At 64.6% G+C, this 20,048-nt stretch carries 19 protein-coding genes; 16 read left to right on the top strand and 3 right to left on the bottom strand.

All coding sequences use genetic code 11. The annotated features are described in order from the left end of the window. Window positions 1-2 precede the first annotated feature (2 nt). A complete protein-coding gene (locus ACQY5B_RS03855; RefSeq protein ID WP_424976714.1) occupies window positions 3-854 on the bottom strand; it encodes an alpha/beta fold hydrolase in 852 nt (283 codons plus the stop codon). Window positions 855-1,341: 487 nt separating this feature from the next. On the opposite strand from ACQY5B_RS03855, the gene ACQY5B_RS03860 reads away from it, so the two are divergent. From ACQY5B_RS03860 to ACQY5B_RS03875, 4 genes are all read left to right on the top strand, one after another. Then, window positions 1,342-1,632 carry a hypothetical protein gene (locus ACQY5B_RS03860; RefSeq protein ID WP_420326299.1) on the top strand — a complete coding sequence of 97 codons (291 nt, stop codon included), beginning with the start codon at window positions 1,342-1,344 and terminating at the stop codon, window positions 1,630-1,632. Window positions 1,633-2,095: 463 nt separating this feature from the next. After that, complete coding sequence (locus ACQY5B_RS03865) at window positions 2,096-2,725, top strand: nucleoside triphosphate hydrolase (protein WP_420326298.1); 630 nt, start codon at window positions 2,096-2,098, stop codon at window positions 2,723-2,725. Between the two features lie 136 nt (window positions 2,726-2,861). After that, entirely contained in the window at window positions 2,862-3,632 is a 771-nt protein-coding gene (locus ACQY5B_RS03870) for an HAD-IIB family hydrolase (RefSeq protein WP_305969570.1), read from the top strand. A 4-nt stretch (window positions 3,633-3,636) separates the two neighbouring features. Then, the gene (locus ACQY5B_RS03875; protein WP_305969569.1) at window positions 3,637-4,869 is read left to right on the top strand and encodes a glycosyltransferase family protein; all 1,233 of its coding nucleotides are present in this window, start codon (window positions 3,637-3,639) and stop codon (window positions 4,867-4,869) included. Window position 4,870: 1 nt separating this feature from the next. Here the strand turns inward: ACQY5B_RS03875 and ACQY5B_RS03880 are convergent, their stop codons facing one another. Further along, the gene (locus tag ACQY5B_RS03880) at window positions 4,871-5,851 is read right to left on the bottom strand and encodes a LysR family transcriptional regulator (RefSeq protein ID WP_420326297.1); all 981 of its coding nucleotides are present in this window, start codon (window positions 5,849-5,851) and stop codon (window positions 4,871-4,873) included. 174 nt (window positions 5,852-6,025) lie between these two features. On the opposite strand from ACQY5B_RS03880, the gene ACQY5B_RS03885 reads away from it, so the two are divergent. The 10 genes from ACQY5B_RS03885 (at window position 6,026) to ACQY5B_RS03930 (ending at window position 15,167) form a co-directional block, all read left to right on the top strand. After that, complete coding sequence (locus ACQY5B_RS03885) at window positions 6,026-6,811, top strand: ABC transporter permease (protein WP_428400317.1); 786 nt, start codon at window positions 6,026-6,028, stop codon at window positions 6,809-6,811. Further along, window positions 6,811-7,602, top strand: coding sequence for an ABC transporter permease (locus ACQY5B_RS03890; RefSeq protein ID WP_305969566.1), 792 nt, complete (start codon window positions 6,811-6,813; stop codon window positions 7,600-7,602). The genes ACQY5B_RS03885 and ACQY5B_RS03890 overlap by 1 nt, the downstream gene beginning before the upstream one ends. Before the next feature lie 38 nt (window positions 7,603-7,640). Beyond that, entirely contained in the window at window positions 7,641-8,789 is a 1,149-nt protein-coding gene (locus tag ACQY5B_RS03895) for an ABC transporter substrate-binding protein (protein WP_420326295.1), read from the top strand. 69 nt (window positions 8,790-8,858) lie between these two features. After that, a complete protein-coding gene (locus tag ACQY5B_RS03900; RefSeq protein WP_420326294.1) occupies window positions 8,859-9,932 on the top strand; it encodes an ABC transporter ATP-binding protein in 1,074 nt (357 codons plus the stop codon). Window positions 9,933-9,936: 4 nt separating this feature from the next. After that, complete coding sequence (locus ACQY5B_RS03905) at window positions 9,937-11,274, top strand: aminotransferase family protein (protein ID WP_420326293.1); 1,338 nt, start codon at window positions 9,937-9,939, stop codon at window positions 11,272-11,274. 1 nt (window position 11,275) lies between these two features. Continuing rightward, the gene (kce, locus tag ACQY5B_RS03910; RefSeq protein WP_420326292.1) at window positions 11,276-12,202 is read left to right on the top strand and encodes a 3,5-dioxohexanoate:acetyl-CoA acetone transferase; all 927 of its coding nucleotides are present in this window, start codon (window positions 11,276-11,278) and stop codon (window positions 12,200-12,202) included. Further along, complete coding sequence (locus tag ACQY5B_RS03915) at window positions 12,202-12,681, top strand: GNAT family N-acetyltransferase (protein WP_420326291.1); 480 nt, start codon at window positions 12,202-12,204, stop codon at window positions 12,679-12,681. The genes kce and ACQY5B_RS03915 overlap by 1 nt, the downstream gene beginning before the upstream one ends. Beyond that, window positions 12,678-13,703, top strand: a complete 1,026-nt coding sequence (locus ACQY5B_RS03920; RefSeq protein WP_420326290.1) for a histone deacetylase family protein — start codon at window positions 12,678-12,680, stop codon at window positions 13,701-13,703. Before ACQY5B_RS03915 ends, ACQY5B_RS03920 begins: the two co-directional genes overlap by 4 nt. Further along, window positions 13,700-14,800: an NAD(P)/FAD-dependent oxidoreductase gene (locus ACQY5B_RS03925; protein ID WP_420326288.1), complete on the top strand. Its 1,101-nt coding sequence runs from the start codon at window positions 13,700-13,702 to the stop codon at window positions 14,798-14,800. The genes ACQY5B_RS03920 and ACQY5B_RS03925 overlap by 4 nt, the downstream gene beginning before the upstream one ends. A 16-nt stretch (window positions 14,801-14,816) precedes the next feature. Then, entirely contained in the window at window positions 14,817-15,167 is a 351-nt protein-coding gene (locus ACQY5B_RS03930; RefSeq protein WP_420326286.1) for a RidA family protein, read from the top strand. On the opposite strand, the gene ACQY5B_RS03935 is transcribed toward ACQY5B_RS03930, so the two are convergent. After that, window positions 15,164-16,087: a LysR family transcriptional regulator gene (locus ACQY5B_RS03935; protein ID WP_420326285.1), complete on the bottom strand. Its 924-nt coding sequence runs from the start codon at window positions 16,085-16,087 to the stop codon at window positions 15,164-15,166. The genes ACQY5B_RS03930 and ACQY5B_RS03935 overlap by 4 nt on opposite strands. Before the next feature lie 163 nt (window positions 16,088-16,250). Between ACQY5B_RS03935 and xdhA the strand changes: the two genes are divergently transcribed. Together xdhA and xdhB are read left to right on the top strand one after the other, a co-directional pair. Next, window positions 16,251-17,714: a xanthine dehydrogenase small subunit gene (gene xdhA, locus ACQY5B_RS03940; protein WP_421917708.1), complete on the top strand. Its 1,464-nt coding sequence runs from the start codon at window positions 16,251-16,253 to the stop codon at window positions 17,712-17,714. Window positions 17,715-17,728: 14 nt separating this feature from the next. Further along, window positions 17,729-20,047: a xanthine dehydrogenase molybdopterin binding subunit gene (gene xdhB, locus ACQY5B_RS03945; protein ID WP_420326284.1), complete on the top strand. Its 2,319-nt coding sequence runs from the start codon at window positions 17,729-17,731 to the stop codon at window positions 20,045-20,047. Window position 20,048: the final 1 nt, after the last annotated feature.

Genomic DNA, 20,048 nt, shown 5'->3' on the forward strand with positions numbered 1-20,048 from the left:
GGTCAGCAGGCCACCATTCCGGGGGAATGGTCAAGCGCAAGCCAGCCGCGTAGCGCGCGGGAAAAGCCGCGCGGGTGTTCGATGAAGGGCAGGTGCCCGCCTTGCACAAGCTGGGCATGGGACCGGGGCAGGTGGCGCAAGAGCTTCAGCTGGTGATGCGGCGGAACGACCGTGTCCTGCCGTCCGATCACGGCGAGGCAGGGCTGGGCGATCTCGGCCATGTTCCCTGTGATGTCCTGCTTCAGCACCCATTTGCCGAATTGGCGGATCGCTTCGGGGGTGCGATACTGCAGGGCCAGGCGCATCTCGTCGGGCACACCGGCGGCGGCCTTGCGTGGCAAAACCGTCGCCATTGCACGCTCGAAATTCCCGCGCGTGGCAAGGCTCAGGCGCCACATCATCGGCAGCGACCAGCGCCCGGCCATGTCATGCGCGAGGATCGCCGCGCCGATGTCTCGCGGCAGGTCGCGGTGTCCCGTGACCGGCGATCCCACCAGAACGAGTGACCGCACGAGTTCCGGGGCACGACGCGCCAGCAGCAGGCTGACGAGTCCGCCGCTGGAATGGCCGACGAGGTGCACGGGCCGACCGCCGGAAAACGCCATGATCCGCTCCAGCATCAGGTCCAGCCATTTGCCCGATGCCAGATCCTGCGCCACCGTCTCTGGATCTTCCTGCGGCCCGTGGCCTGGCAGGTCGAGGAACAACCGGTTGCGCAACCCCATGTCTTGGCACAACGGCAGCCAAGCCTCGCATGTCATGAAGAGACCGGGCAGAAAGACCAAGGGGCCCCCGCCGCGCAAGGGGTGCTTGCCGGGGGGGCGGTGACAATCGGGCAGGGACATCACGTTCATCGGAAACCTTTGGCCATCTGTCGGAGACAAGCCTCCGGCTCGGTGACAACGCGGCGGGCGTCTCTGCGGTTCCCGGTACGGACTTGCCCGGCGAATTATCGACCGGGCGGAACTTCTCGGTCGATGCGTGCGTTGAATTTGCGAAGACGGCGGAAGGAGGTCCACGTCCGCAGGCAAATGCGCCTGCACAGACAAGAACCCTCCGCCGGGGTGCCGCAATCCGCGGTGCCGCAGAGGCGGGCACGCCGACGTGTAAAGGAATGAACGCGATGAACACGATCAACGTATCATCATCCCAAAGGGGCCTGTCGCGCGATTCTTTCCCCTTTTACTGGACGCGCCCGTTTCCCATGTTTCCGTAGATGCGGCGCTGAAGCGAAATACACCCCGATCCGCAGATTGTGACATCCGACCAGGCCAAGGTGGCTTGGCCGGTTGGGCAAGTTTTGCCCGAACCTCGACGACCCAAAGAACAGGAGGCTGCCCAATGCTCCGCTTTCTTGCCCTTTCTATCGCCGCCACATTGATGGTGGGCACTGCCGAGGCGCAGGTCCGGGACGCGCTCGCCTCCGATCTGCGGAATTTCGTCGAGGCCTTCGAGCTGTCACAGGTACCCGCAACAGAGCAGGCCCGACTGCAGGTGATCGTCGATCACCCAGACGCGTCGCATGTGGCCAAGGTCATGGCGATCCACGAGATCCTTCAAGACCATGACGCGCTGCGCCATGTGGACATGCATGGCGACGCGCCAACACTTCATTCGTCCCTGCGTAACTGATCAAATCGGGCTGTCCGCTGTCAAAGCCGCGCTCCCGGTCGGGTGCGCGGCTTTGTCGTTGCTTTTTGATCGAAAAAAAGCCCCCGCCGGAAAAAATGGGCGGGGGCGATTGGTGCGGGCGTTGGGGGAAAGATTTGCGCCCGCACGTGACGTGCCTGTCATTTGGAGAATGCACGAGGCAGCAATTGGTTCCCGTCAAGAGCATCTTTTTTGCGCCGGCAAGACCGGTTGTCCCGATCCTGGCTGCCAGCCCCTCAGCCATTTGGACGCGAGGCAGGCGGATGGGACAAGTTCAAACAACACGGTGCTTCGGGTGAACAGCCGCATGTGCGCTTGGGGCTGGACGAGGCACGTCCCGTCAGACATCTTCGGGCGACGGGCGCACTGGCCAAAAATGCGGGAAACCGCTGCACAAAGTGCTGCCTGGAATGGCGCCGTCGCCGCAGCGCAGGAGGTCTGACCGATGATCCCGGAAACACATCTTCGCGACATCACCGATCGGCTGTCGGGGATCACGCCCAAGGGGCGCCGCCTGATGGTTGCGGTGGCCGGTCCGCCCGGGTCGGGCAAATCCACCCTGGCCGAAACGCTGGTGGAGCAACTCGGCCCGGAGGCAGCCCTGATGCCGATGGACGGGTTCCATCTGGATGATCGCCTGCTGGAGTCGCGCGGGCTGTTGTCGCGCAAGGGCGCGCCCGAGACCTTTGATTTCGACGGGCTGAAAACCGCGCTGGGACGCGTCGCCGCGGATCCCTCGGTCTTCCTGCCTGTCTTTGACCGTTCGCGCGAGATCGCCATCGCCGGGGCCCAGGAAATCGGGCCGGAAACGCGCATCGTGGTGGCCGAAGGCAATTACCTGTGTTTCGCCGAACCGCCCTGGTCCGATCTGATGCCGCTCTGGGATCTGTCGGTCTTCCTGGAGGTTCCCGAAGCAGAGCTGGAACGCCGCCTGATGGCGCGCTGGTTGGGATTCGGGTTCGACGAGGAAACCGCGCAACGCAAGGCGCTGGCCAATGACATCCCCAACGCCCGCCGTGTCATGGCCGAGCGTGAGGCAGTGGACATAGTACTGCGTCATTCACAAATTGCCTAAAAATTGGGCGTGCCGCCTGCATGGCGTGCATTTGCTCATGTATTGGGCGCGCTGCGTGAGTTGCCCTGGCTGGCTGTGGCCAGCGACCTTTGGTACGGCCATAGTCCACACATGGGTGGGATGAACGGTTGACCATGTGAACAAACTCGTTGTCTTCAGCGATCTGGACGGAACGCTTCTGGATCATGCAAATTACTCTTTCGCCCCGGCGCAGCCCGCGCTGGACGCATTGGCCGCGCGAGGCATTCCGCTGATCCTTGCCACCTCCAAGACGGCTGCCGAGGTCGCCGTCCTGCACGCGGCCTTGTCGCTGGGCGACCGGCCCGCCATCGTCGAGAACGGGGCCGGGATCTATCGCCCCGGCCGCGCGGCAGGGGACGCCACGCCCTATGTTGCCCTGCGGTCCGCACTGGACGCCTTGCCGCCGGATTTGCGCGCGCCGTTCAGGGGCTTTGGCGATATGAGCGATGCCGAAGTGGCAGAGATCACCGGCCTGACCCCCGAAGCCGCCTCGTTGGCGCGCCAACGGCAACATTCCGAGCCGGGACTCTGGCAGGGGAACGAGACCATGCGGGAGACATTCCTTGCAGCCCTGGCGGACAGGGGCATCGCGTGCAGGTCCGGCGGGCGTTTTCTGACGCTGTCGCATGGGCGCACCAAGGCCGACGGGCTGCGCGAGATTGCCGCCGAGCTTGGGGCCGAACGGACGCTGGCGTTGGGCGATGCGCCCAATGACACCGACATGCTGCAGGCCGCCGACCTTGGCGTGATCGTGCGCAACGACCACGGGCCCGGCATCCCGACCCTTCCGGGTGAGGGCCAAGGCACCATTCGGCGCACCGCGCGTCCCGGCCCCGAAGGCTGGAATACGGCGGTCCTCGCCATACTGAACGACATAAAGGACTGATCTCATGTCTGATTTCCATCAGAACGGCAATATCGCGCAGTTTCACAACCTGCGCAGTCGCCCTCTGGAAGAGCTGATCTACGAGATCGAGACCTACGCCCAGACCCGCAAGATCACGCTCGTCCTGCCCTGTCTCTACTCCGAGCTCGAAGGGCCGGCGATGGGCAATATCCTCGATGAGCTGAGCAAGATCACCTATCTGCACCGGATCATCATCGGGCTCGACCGTGCCACCGAACAGCAGTTCCGCCGCGCCCGAGATTTCTTTGCCCGGCTGCCGCAGGATCACGTTGTCCTCTGGAACGACAGCCCCCGGATGCGAAAGCTGGACGCCAAACTGGCCGAGATGGGGCTGGCGCCGCAGGAACAGGGCAAGGGCAAGAACATGTGGACCTGCATGGGCTACCTGATCTCCTGCGCCGATACCTCGGTCATGGCGCTGCACGACTGCGATATCGTCACCTACAAACGCGACCTGCTCGACCGGCTGGTCTACCCCGTCGTGAACCCGAATTTCCGCTACCAGCTGTCCAAGGGTTATTATCCGCGCATCGGCGATGGAAAGCTGAACGGGCGGGTCACGCGCCTGTTGGTGTCGCCGTTGCTGATCGCGCTGAAACGTACCATCGGGGACCGCGACTACATCGATTACCTGCGCGCCTTCCGTTACCCGCTGTCGGGCGAGTTTGCCCTGCGCACGTCGCTCTTGCCTGATCTGCGCATTCCCTCGGACTGGGGACTGGAAATCGGCGTCCTGTCAGAGGTCTGGCGGAATCTGGGCCGGCATTCCGTCTGCCAGGTTGAAATCGCGGATGCCTATGACCACAAGCACCAGCAGGTCAGCGAAGAGGACGCGGCCACGGGTCTCAACCGCATGTCGATGGACATCTGCAAGGCGGTCTTCCGCAAGCTGGCGGCAGATGGCACCGTCTTTACGCCCAATGTCTTCCGCGCGCTCAAGGCCACCTACTACCGCGTGGCGCTGGACCTGATCGAGTTCTACGACAACGACGCCAAGATGAACGGGCTGACCATCGACCGCCACCGCGAGGAACTGACGGTCGAGCTTTTCGCCAACAATATCGTGGAGGCGGGCAAGGTCTTTCTCGACAACCCCAACGAGACGCCCTTCGTCCCGAACTGGAGCCGCGTGAACGCCGCCGACCCGGGCGTCGTGGGCGAATTGCGGGCCGCCGTCGCCGCGGACAACGAGGAATTCACTCCGATGGCGTTCTGAGTCAGCGGTAGGTGCGCTCCTCCATCGGCGTGGCCTCGATGGCTTCCAGCAGGGCGGCCAGGAGCAGGTCCTCGGCCCGGTTCTTGACCGCCTTCGGGTTCCAGACCACGTGCACGTCGATGGCGGGCAGGTCGGTGTAGGGGGGCAGTTGCCACAGCAACCCGTCGTGTACATCGCGCGCCGCCACATGGACGGGCAGGGGGCCGATGCCCAGTCCGGCGATGATCATGCGCCGCACCTCTTCGAGATTGGTCGAGACGCCGGTGATCCGCTGGCCCAGGTCGGCCTGGGCCCGCATCAGCGTGACGGGCCGCAGCACATCCTGCAGCCGGTCGGTTTCGAAACTGACGGACCCCAGCCCCGCAAGATCACTGATCGACAGGTCGTCCCGGCCGAAAAGCGCATGTTCCGGCCCGCAGAACAGGCCGAAAAACTCGCGGTAGAGGCGCCGATATTCCAGCTTGGGGCTGTGATCCCGCACCAGGCAGATGGCGAAGGACGCGCGCTTGGCAAGGACCTCGGCGATGGCCTCGGCGCTGGAACGGACCTCGATCGACAGGCTGGCGCGGGGATGAGAGCGGTGGAACGCGGCCAGTGTCTGGTCAAAAACCGGGCAGACGACGTGGCTGGCCACCTCGATCTTGACGTGGCCCTGCACCTCGTCCGTCAGTTCGCGCACCAGGGTCGACAGGCGCAGGACCGAGCCATTGATTTCCACCGCTTCGCGGTACAGCAGGCGACCCGCATCTGTCAGTTGGAAATGCCCCGGCGACCGGTTGACCAGCTTGCGGCCGATCCGGTCCTCAAGCCTTTGAAGTGCCGCGGAAACAGAGGGTTGCTTCAGCCTCAGTCGCTGTGCCGCCTCGGTGATCGAGTGACTGTCCGCCAGCACCACGAAAGTACGCAACAGGTTCCAGTCCAGCTCGCGTGCAATACGCTCTGGTTCATAGCGTGGATCGCTTGCGGGATCGGCTGGGGTCATAGACTGCGCCTATAGTCATCATTCTGCATATCTATTTGATCTATGATTGTCCGCTTCGCATGGTTTCCGCAAGTCTCCAGACACGAGGAAACGCATGTCCGTCGAAGCCCGTGAGGCGCGCCAACCTGGATCCTGCTGGCCCCGGCCATCAGCGCGGTCACTCTGCTGCTTCTGGTGCCGCTGATCTTCATCGTGGTCTACAGCTTCTGGCTGCGTACCGCCACGGGGGCCGACCAGGTCGGCTTCTACCTCGACAACTGGCGCGAGGCGCTGACCGACCGCTTCTACCGCGACATCCTGTTCAGCACCCTGCGGATTGCCGCGATCACCACGATTGTCTGCGCCCTGATGGGCTATCCGGCGGCCTATTTCATCGCGCGGTCGCGCGGCAACAAGGTGCTCTTGCTGCTGCTTCTGATGCTGCCGTTCTGGATCAGCTACATCATCCGCACGATGAGCTGGATCAATATCCTGGGCGTCTCGGGCGCGCTGAACACGCTGCTGATGAGCGTGGGCATCATCAGCGAGCCGCTGAACATGCTCTACAACGAGACCACGGTGATCCTCGGCCTCGTGCATTTCCTGCTGCCCTTCATGGTGCTGAACGTCTTTGTCAGCCTCGACGGCATCGACACCAATCTCGAGGATGCCGCAAATTCGCTGGGTGCAACCAAGTGGCAGTCCTTCATTCAGGTCACGCTGCCGCTGTCGTTGCCCGGTCTCGCAGCGGGCGGGCTGCTGTGTTTCGTGCTGGGCGCGGGGACATACATCACGCCGCTGGTGTTGGGCGGACCGCGTGACGCCATGTTCGCCAACCTCGTCTTCGAGGCGATCATCACGCAGCTCAACTGGCCGCTGGGGTCTGCACTCAGCCTGATGCTGCTGGTCGTGCTGGGGGCGCTGGTCATGATCTACAACCGCTATCTGGGCATGGCGCAACTGATGAAGGGGCTGGGCTGATGCGCTGGGGATGGCACCTGATCCGCCTGTGGAGCCTGCTTGTCTACGGTTTCATGTTCCTGCCAGTGGCAGTCGTGGTTCTGCTGAGCTTCAACGCCAGCCAGTTCGGCAGTTTTCCGATGACGGGCTTTTCCTTCCGCTGGTTCGTGGAACTGTGGAACAACGACGCGATCATGCGTGCCTTTCGCACCTCTATCGTGCTTGGCCTGATGACGGCACTGATCTCGACCACTTTGGGCGTCTTGGCCAGCCTCGCGCTGGTCCGGTACAAGGTGCCGGGCGCCAACATGATCTCGACCCTTCTGATCGCGCCCATCCTGGTGCCGGAAGTGGTGCTGGCGGTGGCGCTCCTGCTGTTCCTCAACTTTCTCGGCCTGCACAAGAGCTTTGCCCTGCTGCTGTTCGGCCATGTGATCTTTACGCTGCCCTTCGTGATCCTCGTGGTTCAGGCGCGGTTGGTTTCCATCCGCCGCGACGTCGAGGAAGCGGCGATGAGCCTTGGCGCCAGCCCGGTCCAGACGTTCTTTCAGATCACGCTGCCGCTGATGATGCCGGCGGTGCTGGCGGGGGCGCTCTTTGCCTTCACCATCAGCTTCGACGACATCACCGGCACTCTGTTCTGGAAGCCCGGCGGGGTGGAAACCGTGCCGACGCAGATCTTTGCCATGCTGCGCAATTCCATCAGTCCCGAGATCAACGCGCTCGGAACAGTCATGATTGTCATGACGGTCGGTCTGCCCCTGATCGGGGCGGCGATCGCACGGCAACTCGCCCGCAAGAGCGGCACATAGAACCGCCTGCATATCCACGACCCGACAAGGAGATGAAGATGACACGGAAAATCGACGACACGACGCGTTATGAACGCCTGCGCGAGCGCTACATGAACGGTGGGCTGGACCGCCGCAGTTTCCTGGGCCTTCTGGGCGCCGCAGGCGCGGCCTACGGCCTTGTGACACCCTACCGCGCCTTGGCACAAAGCGTCAGCCAGGTCCGGTTCGACGGCTGGGGCGGCGTGGTCTCCGAGGCGCTGCGCGCCAATGCCTTCGACCCGTTCACCGCGAAAACCGGCATCGAGGTGGTCGACGGCACGTTCGGCGGCGGTGACGAATACCTCAGCCGGGTCAAGGCCAGTCAGCCGGGCGAATACAACATCGCCCACCTGTCGGGCGTTTTCGACTACGCGCGCTATCACGGGCTGGGCCTGACCACCAAGCTGAACGAGGAAAGGATCCCCAACCTGCAGTTCGTGATCCCCAAGCTGGTCGACGTCTTCCGGAACGTCACCGACGGATCGCTCAGCTGCGTGCCCTATGATTACGGCACCACCGGGCTGGCCTATAACCGCAAGTACATCTCGGACGAGGAGATGCAGGAAAAGGGCGCCAAGATCCTGATCGACGAAGCCCACAAGGGCAAGATCGGCGGTTGGTCCGACTGGCGTACGCGGATGTGGTATGCCTCTCTGCAGACCGGGCAGGATCCGAACGGCGTCACCGACGAAGAGGCCTGCTGGGATGCCGTGCGCCAGCACCGCGACCTCGCGCTGAAATACTGGGGTTCGGGCGCCGAGCTGATGAGCCTCTTGGCCGAGGAAGAGATCCACGTCACCGAGGGCTGGTCCGGCCGCATCTACGCCCTGCAGGAGCAGGGGCATGACATCGGCTACATGGACCCGCCCAACGGCTTTGGCTGGCAGGAATGCATGTTCGTCATCAAGGGCTCGCCGCTGGAGGCCTGCGAGGAACTGCTGAACTTCATGCTTGATCCGGCGACCTCGATCGCCGTGGCCGAGGGGCAGAGCTATCCGCCTGCACTGGACCCGCAGAAGGTCGACCTGGGTGACAAGATCCCGACGCTGCCTGCCTTCGACCCCACGGGCACGCTGGATGGTCTTACCTTTGCCGATCCGGACTACTGGAACGGCCACGAGGCCGCCTGGTCGAAGACCTTCGGCCGTGTCCAGAAGGGCTACTGACCCCAATCCAACCTGCCTGCCCCGGCCAGCGTGCCGGGGCGGGCGCCCCTCTGTCGCAGGACCTTGCCCATGAGTACCGTCACCCTGGACAATATCGTCAAGCGGTTCGGCACCTTCACCGCCGTGCATCCGACCAACCTGGAAATCCCCGAGGGCACCTTCCTGACTCTGCTCGGACCATCGGGCTGTGGCAAGACGACCAACCTGCGGATGATCGCCGGCCTGCTGGACCCGACCGAGGGCGAAATCCGCATCGGTGGCAAAAGCGTGAACAACGTGCCGATCCACAAGCGCAACCTTGGGATCGTGTTCCAGAACTACGCCCTGTTCCCGCACAAGAGCGTGGCCGACAACGTGGCCTTTGGCCTGAAATACCGCGATGTGCCCGCCTCCGAGATCCCGGGCCGCGTGCAAAAGGCGCTGGACCTGGTGCAATTGCCCGATGTGGGCGGCCGCTATCCCAAGGAACTGTCGGGCGGTCAGCAACAACGCATCGCGCTGGCCCGCGCCATCGTCATCGAACCGGACGTGCTGTTGCTGGACGAACCGCTGTCCGCACTGGATGCCAACCTGCGCGAGGACATGCGCGTGGAGTTGAAGCGCATCCAGGACCAGATCGGTGTCACGACCGTCTTTGTCACGCATGACCAGTCCGAAGCGCTGGCCATGTCCGACCAGATCGTCGTCATGAGCGCGGGCCGCGTCGAACAGGTCGGCACGCCGGAAGAGGTCTATAACCGCCCAGCCAGCGAATTCGTCGCCAATTTCCTGGGTGCCTCCAACATCATCGAGGGCAAATGCACCGGCAAGGATGCCGAGACGGCTGTGCTGGACGTACCGGTGTTCGGCCATGTGCCGGTGCCCGCCGACAAGGCGCCGCAGGTCAGCGAAGGCGCGGCCAAGCTGGTGCTGCGGGCCGAGAAACTGCAATTGATGCCGCAGGGCGCGGACACGACCGGCATGGTCACATCCGAGGCGGTGGTGGAAACCGTCGACTACCAGGGCCAGACCGTGCGCTATTTCATCCGTGCCGGTGATCGCCAGTTCCAGGCGATCAACATGATCGACGGTCATCCCTTTGCCGAAGGCACGACAGTGACAGCAGGGTTTCGGCCCATCGATTGCGCTGCATTGCCGGGGTGACGGGATGAGCAAGCTTTTCTACCAGGGCCGCGGGCGCAAACCGGTGCTGGACCAGGCCCGCGGCGTCTACATGTGGGACAAGAACGGGCGCCGCTATCTTGACGGGTCGTCCGGCGCGATGGTCTGCAATATCGGTCATTCCAACGAACATGTGCTGGCGGCGATGCAGCGCCAGATGGAAAAATCCACCTTTGGCTATCGTCTGCATTTCGAAACCGAAGCCTCGGAAAACATGGCCGAGAAACTGGCCGAGAAAATGCCCGAGGGGCTGGACCGCGTGTTCTTTGTCTCCGGCGGGTCCGAGGCGGTGGAGAGCGCGATGAAACTGGCGCGGCAATACGCGCTGGCGGTGGGGCAGGGCAGCCGGTGGAAGATCATTTCGCGCACGCCCTCCTATCACGGCTGCACTTTGGGGGCGCTGGCAACCACCGGCTACACCACGCTGACCGCGCCGTTTGAACCCATGATGCGGGTCATGCCAAAGGTGCCGGCGCCGCGCGCCTATCTCGACGGGCTGGACCCAGAGAACGCGGCGACGGGGCGGCACTATGCCGACATGCTGGCCCAGAGGATCGAAGAGGAGGGCCCGGACAGCGTGCTGGCCTTCATCGTCGAGCCGATCGGCGGTGCCTCGACGGGGGCGCTGGTCTCTCCGCCGGGTTATCTCGCACGGGTGCGCGAGATCTGCGACGCCTATGGTATCCTGCTGATCCTCGACGAGGTCATGACCGGGGCGGGGCGCACCGGCGCCTTTCTGGGAGTCGATCACTGGGGCGTGCGGCCCGACATCGTGGTTCTGTCCAAAGGGATCGGCTCTGGCTATGCGCCTCTGGGCGCGATGGTTGCCGACAGGCGACTGGTGGACCCCGTGCTGGACGCGGGCGGGTTTGCGCATGGGTTCACGTATGCGGGCAACCCGTTGGCCTGCGCGGCGGGCCTGGCCGTTCTGGATGAGATCGACAGGCAAGATCTTTGCGCCAATGCCGCCGCGATGGGGGAAAAACTGCTGGCGCGGCTGAACGGCTTGATGCAACGCCACGACATCATCGGGGACGTGCGCGGCAAGGGCCTGTTGACCGCCTTCGAGTTCATGTCGGACCGGAGCACAAAGGCGCCCCTGCCGAAACACCTGAACGCGCATCAGCGGTTCGTGGACATCGCCTATGACAAGGGGTTGATCGTCTATTCGCGTCGCACACGCGACGGTCTGGAAGGGGATCACATTCTTGTCTGCCCGCCGCTGATCCTGAACGAGGGGCATATCGACGAGATCATCGAGGGGCTGGATGCGTCCCTTGTCCAGTTCGCGCAGGAAATCGCACCCGCGATGCAGGCCGGATGACATGAGCAAGATCCTCATCACCTGCGCTGTCACCGGCTCGATCCATACGCCATCGATGTCGCCCCACCTGCCGGTGACGGCGGATCAGATCACCGAACACGCCGTTGGCGCTGCAGAGGCCGGGGCATCGATCCTGCACCTGCACGCCCGCGATCCCGCGACCGGGCAGCCCTCTGCCGACCCGGCGCATTTCATGGCTTTCCTGCCGCGGATCAAGCAAGCGACAGGCGCGGTCCTGAACATTTCCACCGGCGGCAGCGCGGTGATGACGCTGGACCAGCGGCTAGCCGCGCCCAAGTTGGCCGAACCGGAGATGTGCAGCCTGAACATGGGGTCGATGAACTTTGCGCTTTATCCTGCGGCGGCGCGGATCGACGAATGGAAACACGACTGGGAACAGCCGTTCCTGGAAAACTCCGACGACCTCGTCTTCAAGAACACGCCGCGCGACATCGCAGGCATCCTGCAGACGATGGGCAAGGAGCGCGGCGCGCGGTTCGAATTTGAATGCTACGACCTGAGTCACCTCTACATGCTGCGCCATTTCGCGGATCGCGGATTGGTAGAGGCGCCGTTCTTCATCCAGTTCGTCTTTGGCGTGCTGGGGGGGATGGGACCGGACCCGGAGAACCTGAATCACATGAAGACCATCGCCGACAAGCTATTCGGCGAGGATTACATGTTTTCGGTTCTGGCGGCCGGACGGCACCAGATCCCGCTGACCAGCATGGCCGCTGCGATGGGTGGGCATGTGCGCGTCGGGCTGGAAGACAGCCTGATGATCGCGCGCGGGCAACTGGCGCGGAGCAATGCCGAGCAGGTGGCCAAGATCCGCCGCATCGTCGAGGACATGGGCCGCGAGGTTGCCACGCCGGAGGATGCCCGCCGAATGCTGGGGCTGAAGGGCGCGGACAGGACGGCGATCTGATGGGATTGATGATCAGGACGGGCGCACGCTCTGACGTGGAGCGGCTCGACCAGGCGCTTGCCGCCCTGGCGCGGGACCTGGGTGATACCTACAACGCCTCGCCCGAGGTTCTGGCGCGTGCGGGCTGGGGAGACGTTCCGGCCTTTCGCGCCCAACTGGCCGAGGAGGGCGGCGCGATGGCCGGGCTGGCGCTCTACTCGCCGGGGCTGTCCACGATGCGCGGCGGTGCGGGGCTCTATGTCTCGGACCTCTGGGTGTCGCCTGCCCAGCGATCCGGAGGGCTCGGACGGCGGTTGCTGGCCGCGGCCTATGCCGACGCAGCGCGGGCTTGGGGGGCTTGCTTCCTGCGCCTGCAAGTCTATGACCGGACCCCCGCGGCGCGCCGTTTCTACGACCGGCTGGGCTTTGTCCCCGCCAAGGGTCACACCGATCTGTTCTTGGATGAGGCCGGATGCGCGGCCCTGGAAGGAGAGCGATGAAAGCCGTCTTTGACGACCGACAATGGCGCCATGATCCCAAGCATTTCATGGCCAACGGGGCGATCATGCCCAACCCCGAGCAGCCGCGCCGGATCGAGGTGCTGAAGGCTGCCGCCGAAGAGGCGGGCTGCGCGTTCCAGCGACCGCAGGACGCGGGCCTTGGCCCCATCGCGGCGGTGCATACCCCCGAGTACCTGACCTTTCTCGAAAGCATCTACACCCGCTGGCGCCGGATCGAGGGCGCGGGCGAAGAGGTTATCCCCAACATCCACCCGGCCAACCGCACCGATGGCTATCCCAAATCCGCCGTGGGTCAGGCCGGTTATCACCAGGCCGACACCGCCTGTCCCATTGCCGAAGGCACATGGGAGGCGGCCTATTGGTCCGCGCAGAGCGCCATCACCGGGGCCGACCTGATCGCCAGTGACGAACGCGCCGTCTATGCCCTGTCGCGCCCGCCGGGGCACCATGCCTTTGCGGACCTGGCGGGGGGCTTCTGCTTCCTCAACAACTCGGGCATTGCCGCCGAACGCTTGCGCGGCTGGGGTTTCCGCCCCGCGATCCTTGATGTGGACGTGCACCACGGCAACGGCACGCAAGGCATGTTCTATGACCGCGACGACGTGCTGACCGTATCCATTCACGCCGATCCGGCGCGGTTCTACCCGTTTTTCTGGGGCCACGCGCAGGAACGGGGCGCGGGCCGGGGGATGGGCTGCAACCTGAACCTGCCGCTGGCGCGCGGCACGGGGGACGCGGATTTCCTCAAGACGCTGGACACGGCGCTGGGGCGGGTACGCAGCTTTGGCACCGATGCGCTTGTGGTGGCCCTGGGCCTCGATGCCTCGATCGACGATCCCTTTCAGGGACTGGCGGTCACGCAGGACGGTTTTGCCCGCATTGGTGCTGCCATCGCCGCCACCGGCCTGCCCGTGCTGTTTGTCCAGGAGGGCGGATACCTTTCGGACACGCTGGGCGCGAACCTGACCAAAACCCTGACCGGGTTTCAGGAGGGCGCGTGACAACCTCGGACGTGATCGTGATCGGCGGCGGCATCGCCGGGATCAGCGCAGGCGCGGAACTGGCCGCGGACATGTCGGTGACCGTGCTCGAGGGTGAGCGCCAGATCGGTTATCATTCCACGGGCCGATCTGCGGCGATCTTCATCCGCAACTATGGCAATGCGACGCTGCGGGCACTCAACGCGGTGTCCGCGGGCCTGATGGAACGGCCCGAGGGCGTGTCGGACAGCAGCCTGCTGTCGCCGCGCGGCGAGATGATGGTGGCCACCGAGGACGAGGTGGCCACGCTGGAGGACTACTGCGCCGGGGCCCAGGGCCTCGAACGACTGAGCGCCGCGCAGGCGGTCGAGTTGGTGCCGATCCTGCGGCCCGAACTGATCGCCGCGGCGGTGATCGAGTGGGACGCGCAGGACATCGACGTGGACCGGATGCTGAATGGCTACGCGCGGTTGCTGCGCGGCCGGGGTGGCCGGATCGAGACAGGGGCCCAGGTGACGGAGATCCGGCGCGAGGGGGGGCAGTGGGTCGTCACCGCCGGCGCGCAGGATTACCGCGCGCCGTTGATCGTCAATGCTGCCGGGGCCTGGGCCGCGCAAGTGGCGGACCTGGCTGGCGTCCGCACCATCCCGATGCATCCCTTGCGGCGCTCGGCGGCGATCCTGCCCGCGCCGGAGGATCACGACGTCACCCGCTGGCCGCTGTTCGTATCGGCCTCGGAGCAGTGGTACGCCAAACCCGAAGCAGGCAAGCTGATGGTCAGCCCCGCCGACGAGGACCCGGTGGAACCTCATGACGCCTGGGCCGACGACATGGTGCTGGCCGAGGGACTGCATAGGTTCGAACAGGCGGTCACGATGCCCGTTACCCGCGTCGAACATACTTGGGCGGGGCTGCGCAGCTTTACACCGGACCGGACGCCGGTTGTCGGCCAAGATCCCGATGAACCGGGGTTCTTCTGGCTGGCGGGCCAGGGGGGCTATGGTGTGCAGACCGCGCCCGTACTGTCCCGCGTCACCGCCCGGCTTGTCACTGACACGGCCCCACCCGTTTCCGACACCGTCATCGGGGCGCTGTCCCCGGCGCGGTTTTCTTCCTGATCCCAAGAGGCAAGACATGACAGAGATCACACGAAGCCATACCGGCCCGCGCATGAGCCAGATCGTGACACATGGCGATACGATCTACCTGGCGGGCCAGGTCGGCACCGCTGGCGCCAGCGTCACGCAGCAGACGCTGGATTGCCTGGAAAAGATCGACGCGCTTCTGGCAGAGGCCGGGTCGGACAAGACGCGCATCCTGCAATGCGTGATCTGGCTGGCGGACATGGGCGACTTCGCCGAGATGAACGCGGTCTGGGACGCCTGGGTGCCTGAGGGCCACGCCCCGGCCCGCGCCTGTGGCGAGGCCAAGCTGGCGACGCCGGACTACAAGGTCGAATTCATCGTCATCGCGGCGAAGGCCTAGACCGGGGCCGTCTCTGACCCTGCCAGCAGTGCCTTGCTGTGGCTGGCGACATGTTCCACGAACAGCCGGACCTTCGGGTCCTGCAGTTTCTTGTGCGGATAGAGACAACCAAAGATCATCGGCAAGGGCGGCGTGTCGGACAGAACCTCGATCAGCCGCCCGTCTGCCAGGTGATGGGCAACGTCAAAGCGGGGCTTGTTGACGATCCCGCGCCCGGCCAATGCCCAATCGGTGAGAACGTCGCCATCGTCGGCATCGAACCGTCCCCGAACCTCCAGTTTCAGGGGACCTCCGGCGGTGTTCAGCGTCCAGAAATACTCGGGCGAGCGTGGATAGCGCAGCAACAGGCAGTTGTGGTTCTGGTTCAGCAGATCTTCGGGCTGCATGGGTGTGCCCGCCGTGCGCAGGTAGTCCGGCGAGGCGCAAAGCACGCGGGCGCAATCGGCGATCTTGCGCAGCTTCATGTTGCTGTCCTTGGGCGCACCGATAAAAAATGCCACGTCCTGACCGTCTGCCAGAATGTCGACCCGCCGGTCCGACAGGCGCATCCGCACCTCTGTTTCCGGGAAGGAATCGGTGAAGGCGGGCACCAGCGGTGCCACGATCCGGCGACCGACGCCAAGGGGCGCCGTCACGCGCAGCGCGCCGCGCGGGGTGTCGGAAAAACTGGCCACCCGTGCCTCGGCGGTCTCCAACGCCTGCAACACCCTGCGGGCCTCTTCGTAAAAGACGCGGCCCACCTCTGTCGGCGTGATGGATCGGGTGGTCCGATTGAACAGCCGAACGCCGAGGCGGCGCTCCAACTCCTTGATTCTTTTGCTGGCCACCGCCGGGGTCAGGCGCAGATCGCGCCCGCCCGATGTGATGCTGCCCAGTTCCGTGACGCGGACAAAGACTTGCAGGCTTTCAATGTAGGACATGACGTTACCCCCCGGGAAAGACCCGTCGCAGCCTTGCAGGCCCGGGGGTCATTATCAACAACCTGTTGAAAGTATTTGCCGCTTGCGGATGTTTTTTGAGGCTAATGCAAGCTGTAGCCTCTCTGGCAACCCCGCAATCCAGCGAGTCTTCAGGGAGGAAGTCATGCCGCACCGATCCGAGATCCGATTCATTCTGAACGGGCGCGATGTTTCCATCAGCGACGTCGGGGCAGATCGCACCCTGCTGGATTTCCTGCGGTTGGACCGTCGCCTGACCGGCACCAAGGAAGGCTGCGCCGAGGGCGATTGCGGTGCCTGCACGGTTCTGGTGGGCCGCCTGACGCGGGATGGCCTGCGCTATGACCCGGTCAACGCCTGCATCCGCTTTTTGGCCTCGCTGGATGGCTGCCACGTCGTGACCGTCGAACATCTTGCGGGGGCGGATGGCGGATTGCACCCGGTGCAACAGGCGCTTGTCGATCATCACGGCAGCCAGTGCGGGTTCTGTACCCCGGGATTCGTCGTGTCGCTCTACGCGCTTTGGATGGCGGTTCCCGAGCCGAACGAAGCCCAGGTGGAAACGGCGCTGCAGGGCAATCTCTGCCGTTGCACGGGCTATGCGCCGATCATCCGCGCAGCCGTTGCGATCAGCCGCTATGGCTCTCCCGCCGCCGACCCGATTGCCCGTGAACGCGAAGAGATCACCGCCCGCCTGACGGCGCTGCGCGACGGTCAACGGGTGGAGACCGGCCCCGAGAACAACCGTGCGATCCTGCCGGCGGATGTGGACGATCTGGCCGCCTGCCTGCTGGACCATCCGGAGGCGACCATTGTCGCCGGAGCAACGGATGTGGGCCTTTGGGTGACCAAATTCCTGCGGCCCATCGGCCCGGCGATCTTCACCGGGCACCTCGAGGGGCTGAAGGCGGTCGAGGTCCGCGATGACGCGCTCTGGATCGGGGCGGGGGCCAGTTACAGCGAATGCCAGGATGAACTGACCGGCGCCTTTCCGCATCTCGCCGGTTACTGGGACCGGATCGCAGGTTGGCAGGTGCGCAACATGGGGACCGTGGGCGGCAATATCGCCAACGGCTCACCCATCGGGGACACGCCGCCGGTGCTGATCGCGCTGGGGGCAGAGATCACGCTGCGCAAAGGAGATGCCCGCCGTGTGCTGCCGCTGCAGGAGTTCTTTGTCGATTACGGCAAGCAGGACCGGCAGGCGGGCGAATTCGTCGAGGCGATCCGCGTGCCGCTGCCGCAACCCGGCCAGCGACACGCAGCCTACAAGATTTCCAAGCGCCGGGACGAGGATATTTCCTCGGTTGCGGCGGGCATCCGCGTCACGGTCGAAGAGGGCCGGATCACCGATTGCCGCATCGCCTTTGGGGGCATGGCAGCGACGCCGAAACGGGCCGCCAAGGCCGAAAACGCGCTGCTTGGGCAGGCCTGGTCCGAAGAGGCATTCGCCAAGGCGACCGCCGCTCTCGCGCAGGATTTCACGCCGCTGACCGACTGGCGCGCCTCTGCCGACTATCGCAGCCTTTCGGCAGGCAACCTTCTGCGCCGGTTCTTCCTTGAAAACGACGCGGCGACGGATGCGCCCGTGCAACTGGCCACCGCCTGAGAGGGGACAGACCGATGAAAGACAACGTGACCATCACCGGCTCCGTGCATCAGGACCGTATCCACGACAGCGCCACCAAGCATGTCACCGGGCGCGCCGACTACACCGACGATGTCGCGCTGCCCGAGGGCACGCTGCACGCCTACCTGGGTGTTTCGGACGTAACCCATGCCACGTTGAAGGGCATCGACCTGACCGCCGTCCGGGCCGCGCCCGGCGTCACCGGCGTGTTGACTGCCGACGACATTCCCGGCGTCAACGACATCAGCCCCACGGGCCGCAACGACGAGCCGGTCTTTCCCACGGAAAAGATCGAGTTCCACGGCCAGCCCCTGTTCGCGGTGATCGCCGAAACCCGCGATGCAGCTCGTCGCGCGGCAACGCTGGCCAAGGTGGACTACGAGGTTCTGCCCCATGCGCTGGATCCGCAGGCGGCCATGGATGCGGGCTATCCCCATGTCACCCCGCCGCTGAAGCTGGAACGCGGCGACGTGGAGGCCGGGCGTCAGGCGGCAGTGCATCGGATCAAGGGCCGGATGCAGGTCGGTGGTCAGGACCACATGTACCTCGAAGTCCATATCGCCTGCGCTATTCCGGGAGAGGACGATGACGTGCAGGTGCATTGTTCGACGCAGCACCCCTCCGAGGCGCAGCACATGGTGGCCCATGTGCTTGGCGTGCCCTCCAATGCGGTCACGGTGAACGTGCGGCGCATGGGGGGCGGGTTCGGCGGCAAGGAAAGCCAGATGAACCTGTTCTGTGCCATCGCCGCCGTGGCCGCGAAGAAATGGAACCGCGCCGTCAAGATCCGCCCCGACCGCGATCAGGACATGACCGCCACGGGCAAGCGCCATGATTTCGTGATCGACTATGACGTGAGTTTTGACGACGGAGGCCGGATTCAGGCAGTCGAAGGCAGTTTCGCAGCGCGCTGCGGCTACTCGTCCGATCTTTCGGGGCCGGTCACCGACCGCGCGCTGTTCCATGCGGACAACGCCTATTTCTATCCCCATGTGCGCCTGACCTCGCGCCCGATGAAGACGAACACGGTCTCCAACACCGCCTTCCGGGGCTTTGGTGGGCCGCAGGGCGTGGTTGCCGCAGAACGCATCATCGAGGAAATCGCCTATGCCACTAGGCAAGACCCGCTGGATGTGCGCAAGGCCAATTTCTATGGCGGAGAGGGGCGCGACCTGACCCCCTATCATCAGCAGGTCGAGAACAACATCTTGGACCGGCTCGTGACTGAACTGGAGGAAAGCGCCGAGTATCGCCGCCGCCGGGCAGAGATCGTCGCTTCCAACCGAACGTCGCCGGTTCTGAAAAAGGGCATCGCGCTGACGCCGGTGAAATTCGGCATCTCCTTTACAGCGACGCATTACAATCAGGCGGGCGCCTTGGTGCATGTCTACAACGACGGGTCCATCCACCTGAATCATGGCGGGACAGAGATGGGTCAGGGCCTGAACACCAAGGTCGCGCAGGTGGTGGCCGATGCCTTCCAGGTCGATTTCGAGCGCATCAAGATCACCAGGACCACGACCGAGAAGGTGCCCAATACTTCGGCCACCGCGGCGTCTTCGGGGTCGGACCTGAACGGCATGGCTGCGCTGAACGCGGTCGAGCAGATCAAGGCGCGGCTGGTGGAGTTCGCCGCGGAGAAATGGGGCGTCGCGCCGGAAGAGGTGCGGTTCCTCGCCAATCGGGTGCAGATCGGGGACGAGGTTCTGTCCTTCGATGCGGTCATCAAGGCCGCCTACATGGCGCGGGTCCAATTGTCGGCGGCCGGGTTCTACAAGACCCCCAAGATCCACTGGGACCGCGACAAAGGGCAGGGGCGGCCGTTCTACTACTACGCCTATGGCGCCGCCTGTTCCGAGGCGACGATCGACACGCTGACCGGGGAATACCGGATCGAGCGCACCGATATCCTGCATGACGTGGGCCGCTCGCTGAACCCGGTGCTGGACAAGGGGCAGGTCGAAGGCGCCTTCGTGCAGGGCATGGGTTGGCTGACCAGTGAGGAACTCTGGTGGGACGACGCGGGCCGTCTGCGCACCCATGCGCCGTCGACCTACAAGATCCCGCTGGCCTCGGACCGGCCGCGTATCTTCAACGTGAACCTCGCGGATTGGTCGGAGAACCGCGAACTGACGATCAAGCGGTCCAAGGCCGTGGGCGAGCCGCCCTTCATGTTGGGCATCTCGGTCTTCGAGGCGCTGTCGATGGCGGTGGCCTCGGTTGCCGATTACCGCGTCTGCCCGCGTCTCGATGCCCCGGCCACGCCGGAACGCGTGCTGATGGCCGTCACCCGTCTGCAGGCCGGGGGGTGAG

This window comes from Antarctobacter sp., from assembly GCF_965277915.1.
In the GTDB taxonomy this organism is placed as follows: Bacteria; Pseudomonadota; Alphaproteobacteria; order Rhodobacterales; family Rhodobacteraceae; genus Antarctobacter.

Excerpts from the sequence above, each read along its gene's own strand:
- ACQY5B_RS03855 (WP_424976714.1), bottom strand. The coding sequence starts at position 854 with ATGAACGTGATGTCCCTGCCCGATTGTCACCGCCCCCCCGGCAAGCAC.
- ACQY5B_RS03860 (WP_420326299.1), top strand. The coding sequence starts at position 1,342 with ATGCTCCGCTTTCTTGCCCTTTCTATCGCCGCCACATTGATGGTGGGC.
- ACQY5B_RS03865 (WP_420326298.1), top strand. The coding sequence starts at position 2,096 with ATGATCCCGGAAACACATCTTCGCGACATCACCGATCGGCTGTCGGGG.
- ACQY5B_RS03875 (WP_305969569.1), top strand. The coding sequence starts at position 3,637 with ATGTCTGATTTCCATCAGAACGGCAATATCGCGCAGTTTCACAACCTG.
- ACQY5B_RS03880 (WP_420326297.1), bottom strand. The coding sequence starts at position 5,851 with ATGACCCCAGCCGATCCCGCAAGCGATCCACGCTATGAACCAGAGCGT.
- ACQY5B_RS03890 (WP_305969566.1), top strand. The coding sequence starts at position 6,811 with ATGCGCTGGGGATGGCACCTGATCCGCCTGTGGAGCCTGCTTGTCTAC.
- ACQY5B_RS03895 (WP_420326295.1), top strand. The coding sequence starts at position 7,641 with ATGACACGGAAAATCGACGACACGACGCGTTATGAACGCCTGCGCGAG.
- ACQY5B_RS03900 (WP_420326294.1), top strand. The coding sequence starts at position 8,859 with ATGAGTACCGTCACCCTGGACAATATCGTCAAGCGGTTCGGCACCTTC.
- ACQY5B_RS03905 (WP_420326293.1), top strand. The coding sequence starts at position 9,937 with ATGAGCAAGCTTTTCTACCAGGGCCGCGGGCGCAAACCGGTGCTGGAC.
- kce (WP_420326292.1), top strand. The coding sequence starts at position 11,276 with ATGAGCAAGATCCTCATCACCTGCGCTGTCACCGGCTCGATCCATACG.
- ACQY5B_RS03915 (WP_420326291.1), top strand. The coding sequence starts at position 12,202 with ATGGGATTGATGATCAGGACGGGCGCACGCTCTGACGTGGAGCGGCTC.
- ACQY5B_RS03920 (WP_420326290.1), top strand. The coding sequence starts at position 12,678 with ATGAAAGCCGTCTTTGACGACCGACAATGGCGCCATGATCCCAAGCAT.
- ACQY5B_RS03930 (WP_420326286.1), top strand. The coding sequence starts at position 14,817 with ATGACAGAGATCACACGAAGCCATACCGGCCCGCGCATGAGCCAGATC.
- ACQY5B_RS03935 (WP_420326285.1), bottom strand. The coding sequence starts at position 16,087 with ATGTCCTACATTGAAAGCCTGCAAGTCTTTGTCCGCGTCACGGAACTG.
- xdhA (WP_421917708.1), top strand. The coding sequence starts at position 16,251 with ATGCCGCACCGATCCGAGATCCGATTCATTCTGAACGGGCGCGATGTT.
- xdhB (WP_420326284.1), top strand. The coding sequence starts at position 17,729 with ATGAAAGACAACGTGACCATCACCGGCTCCGTGCATCAGGACCGTATC.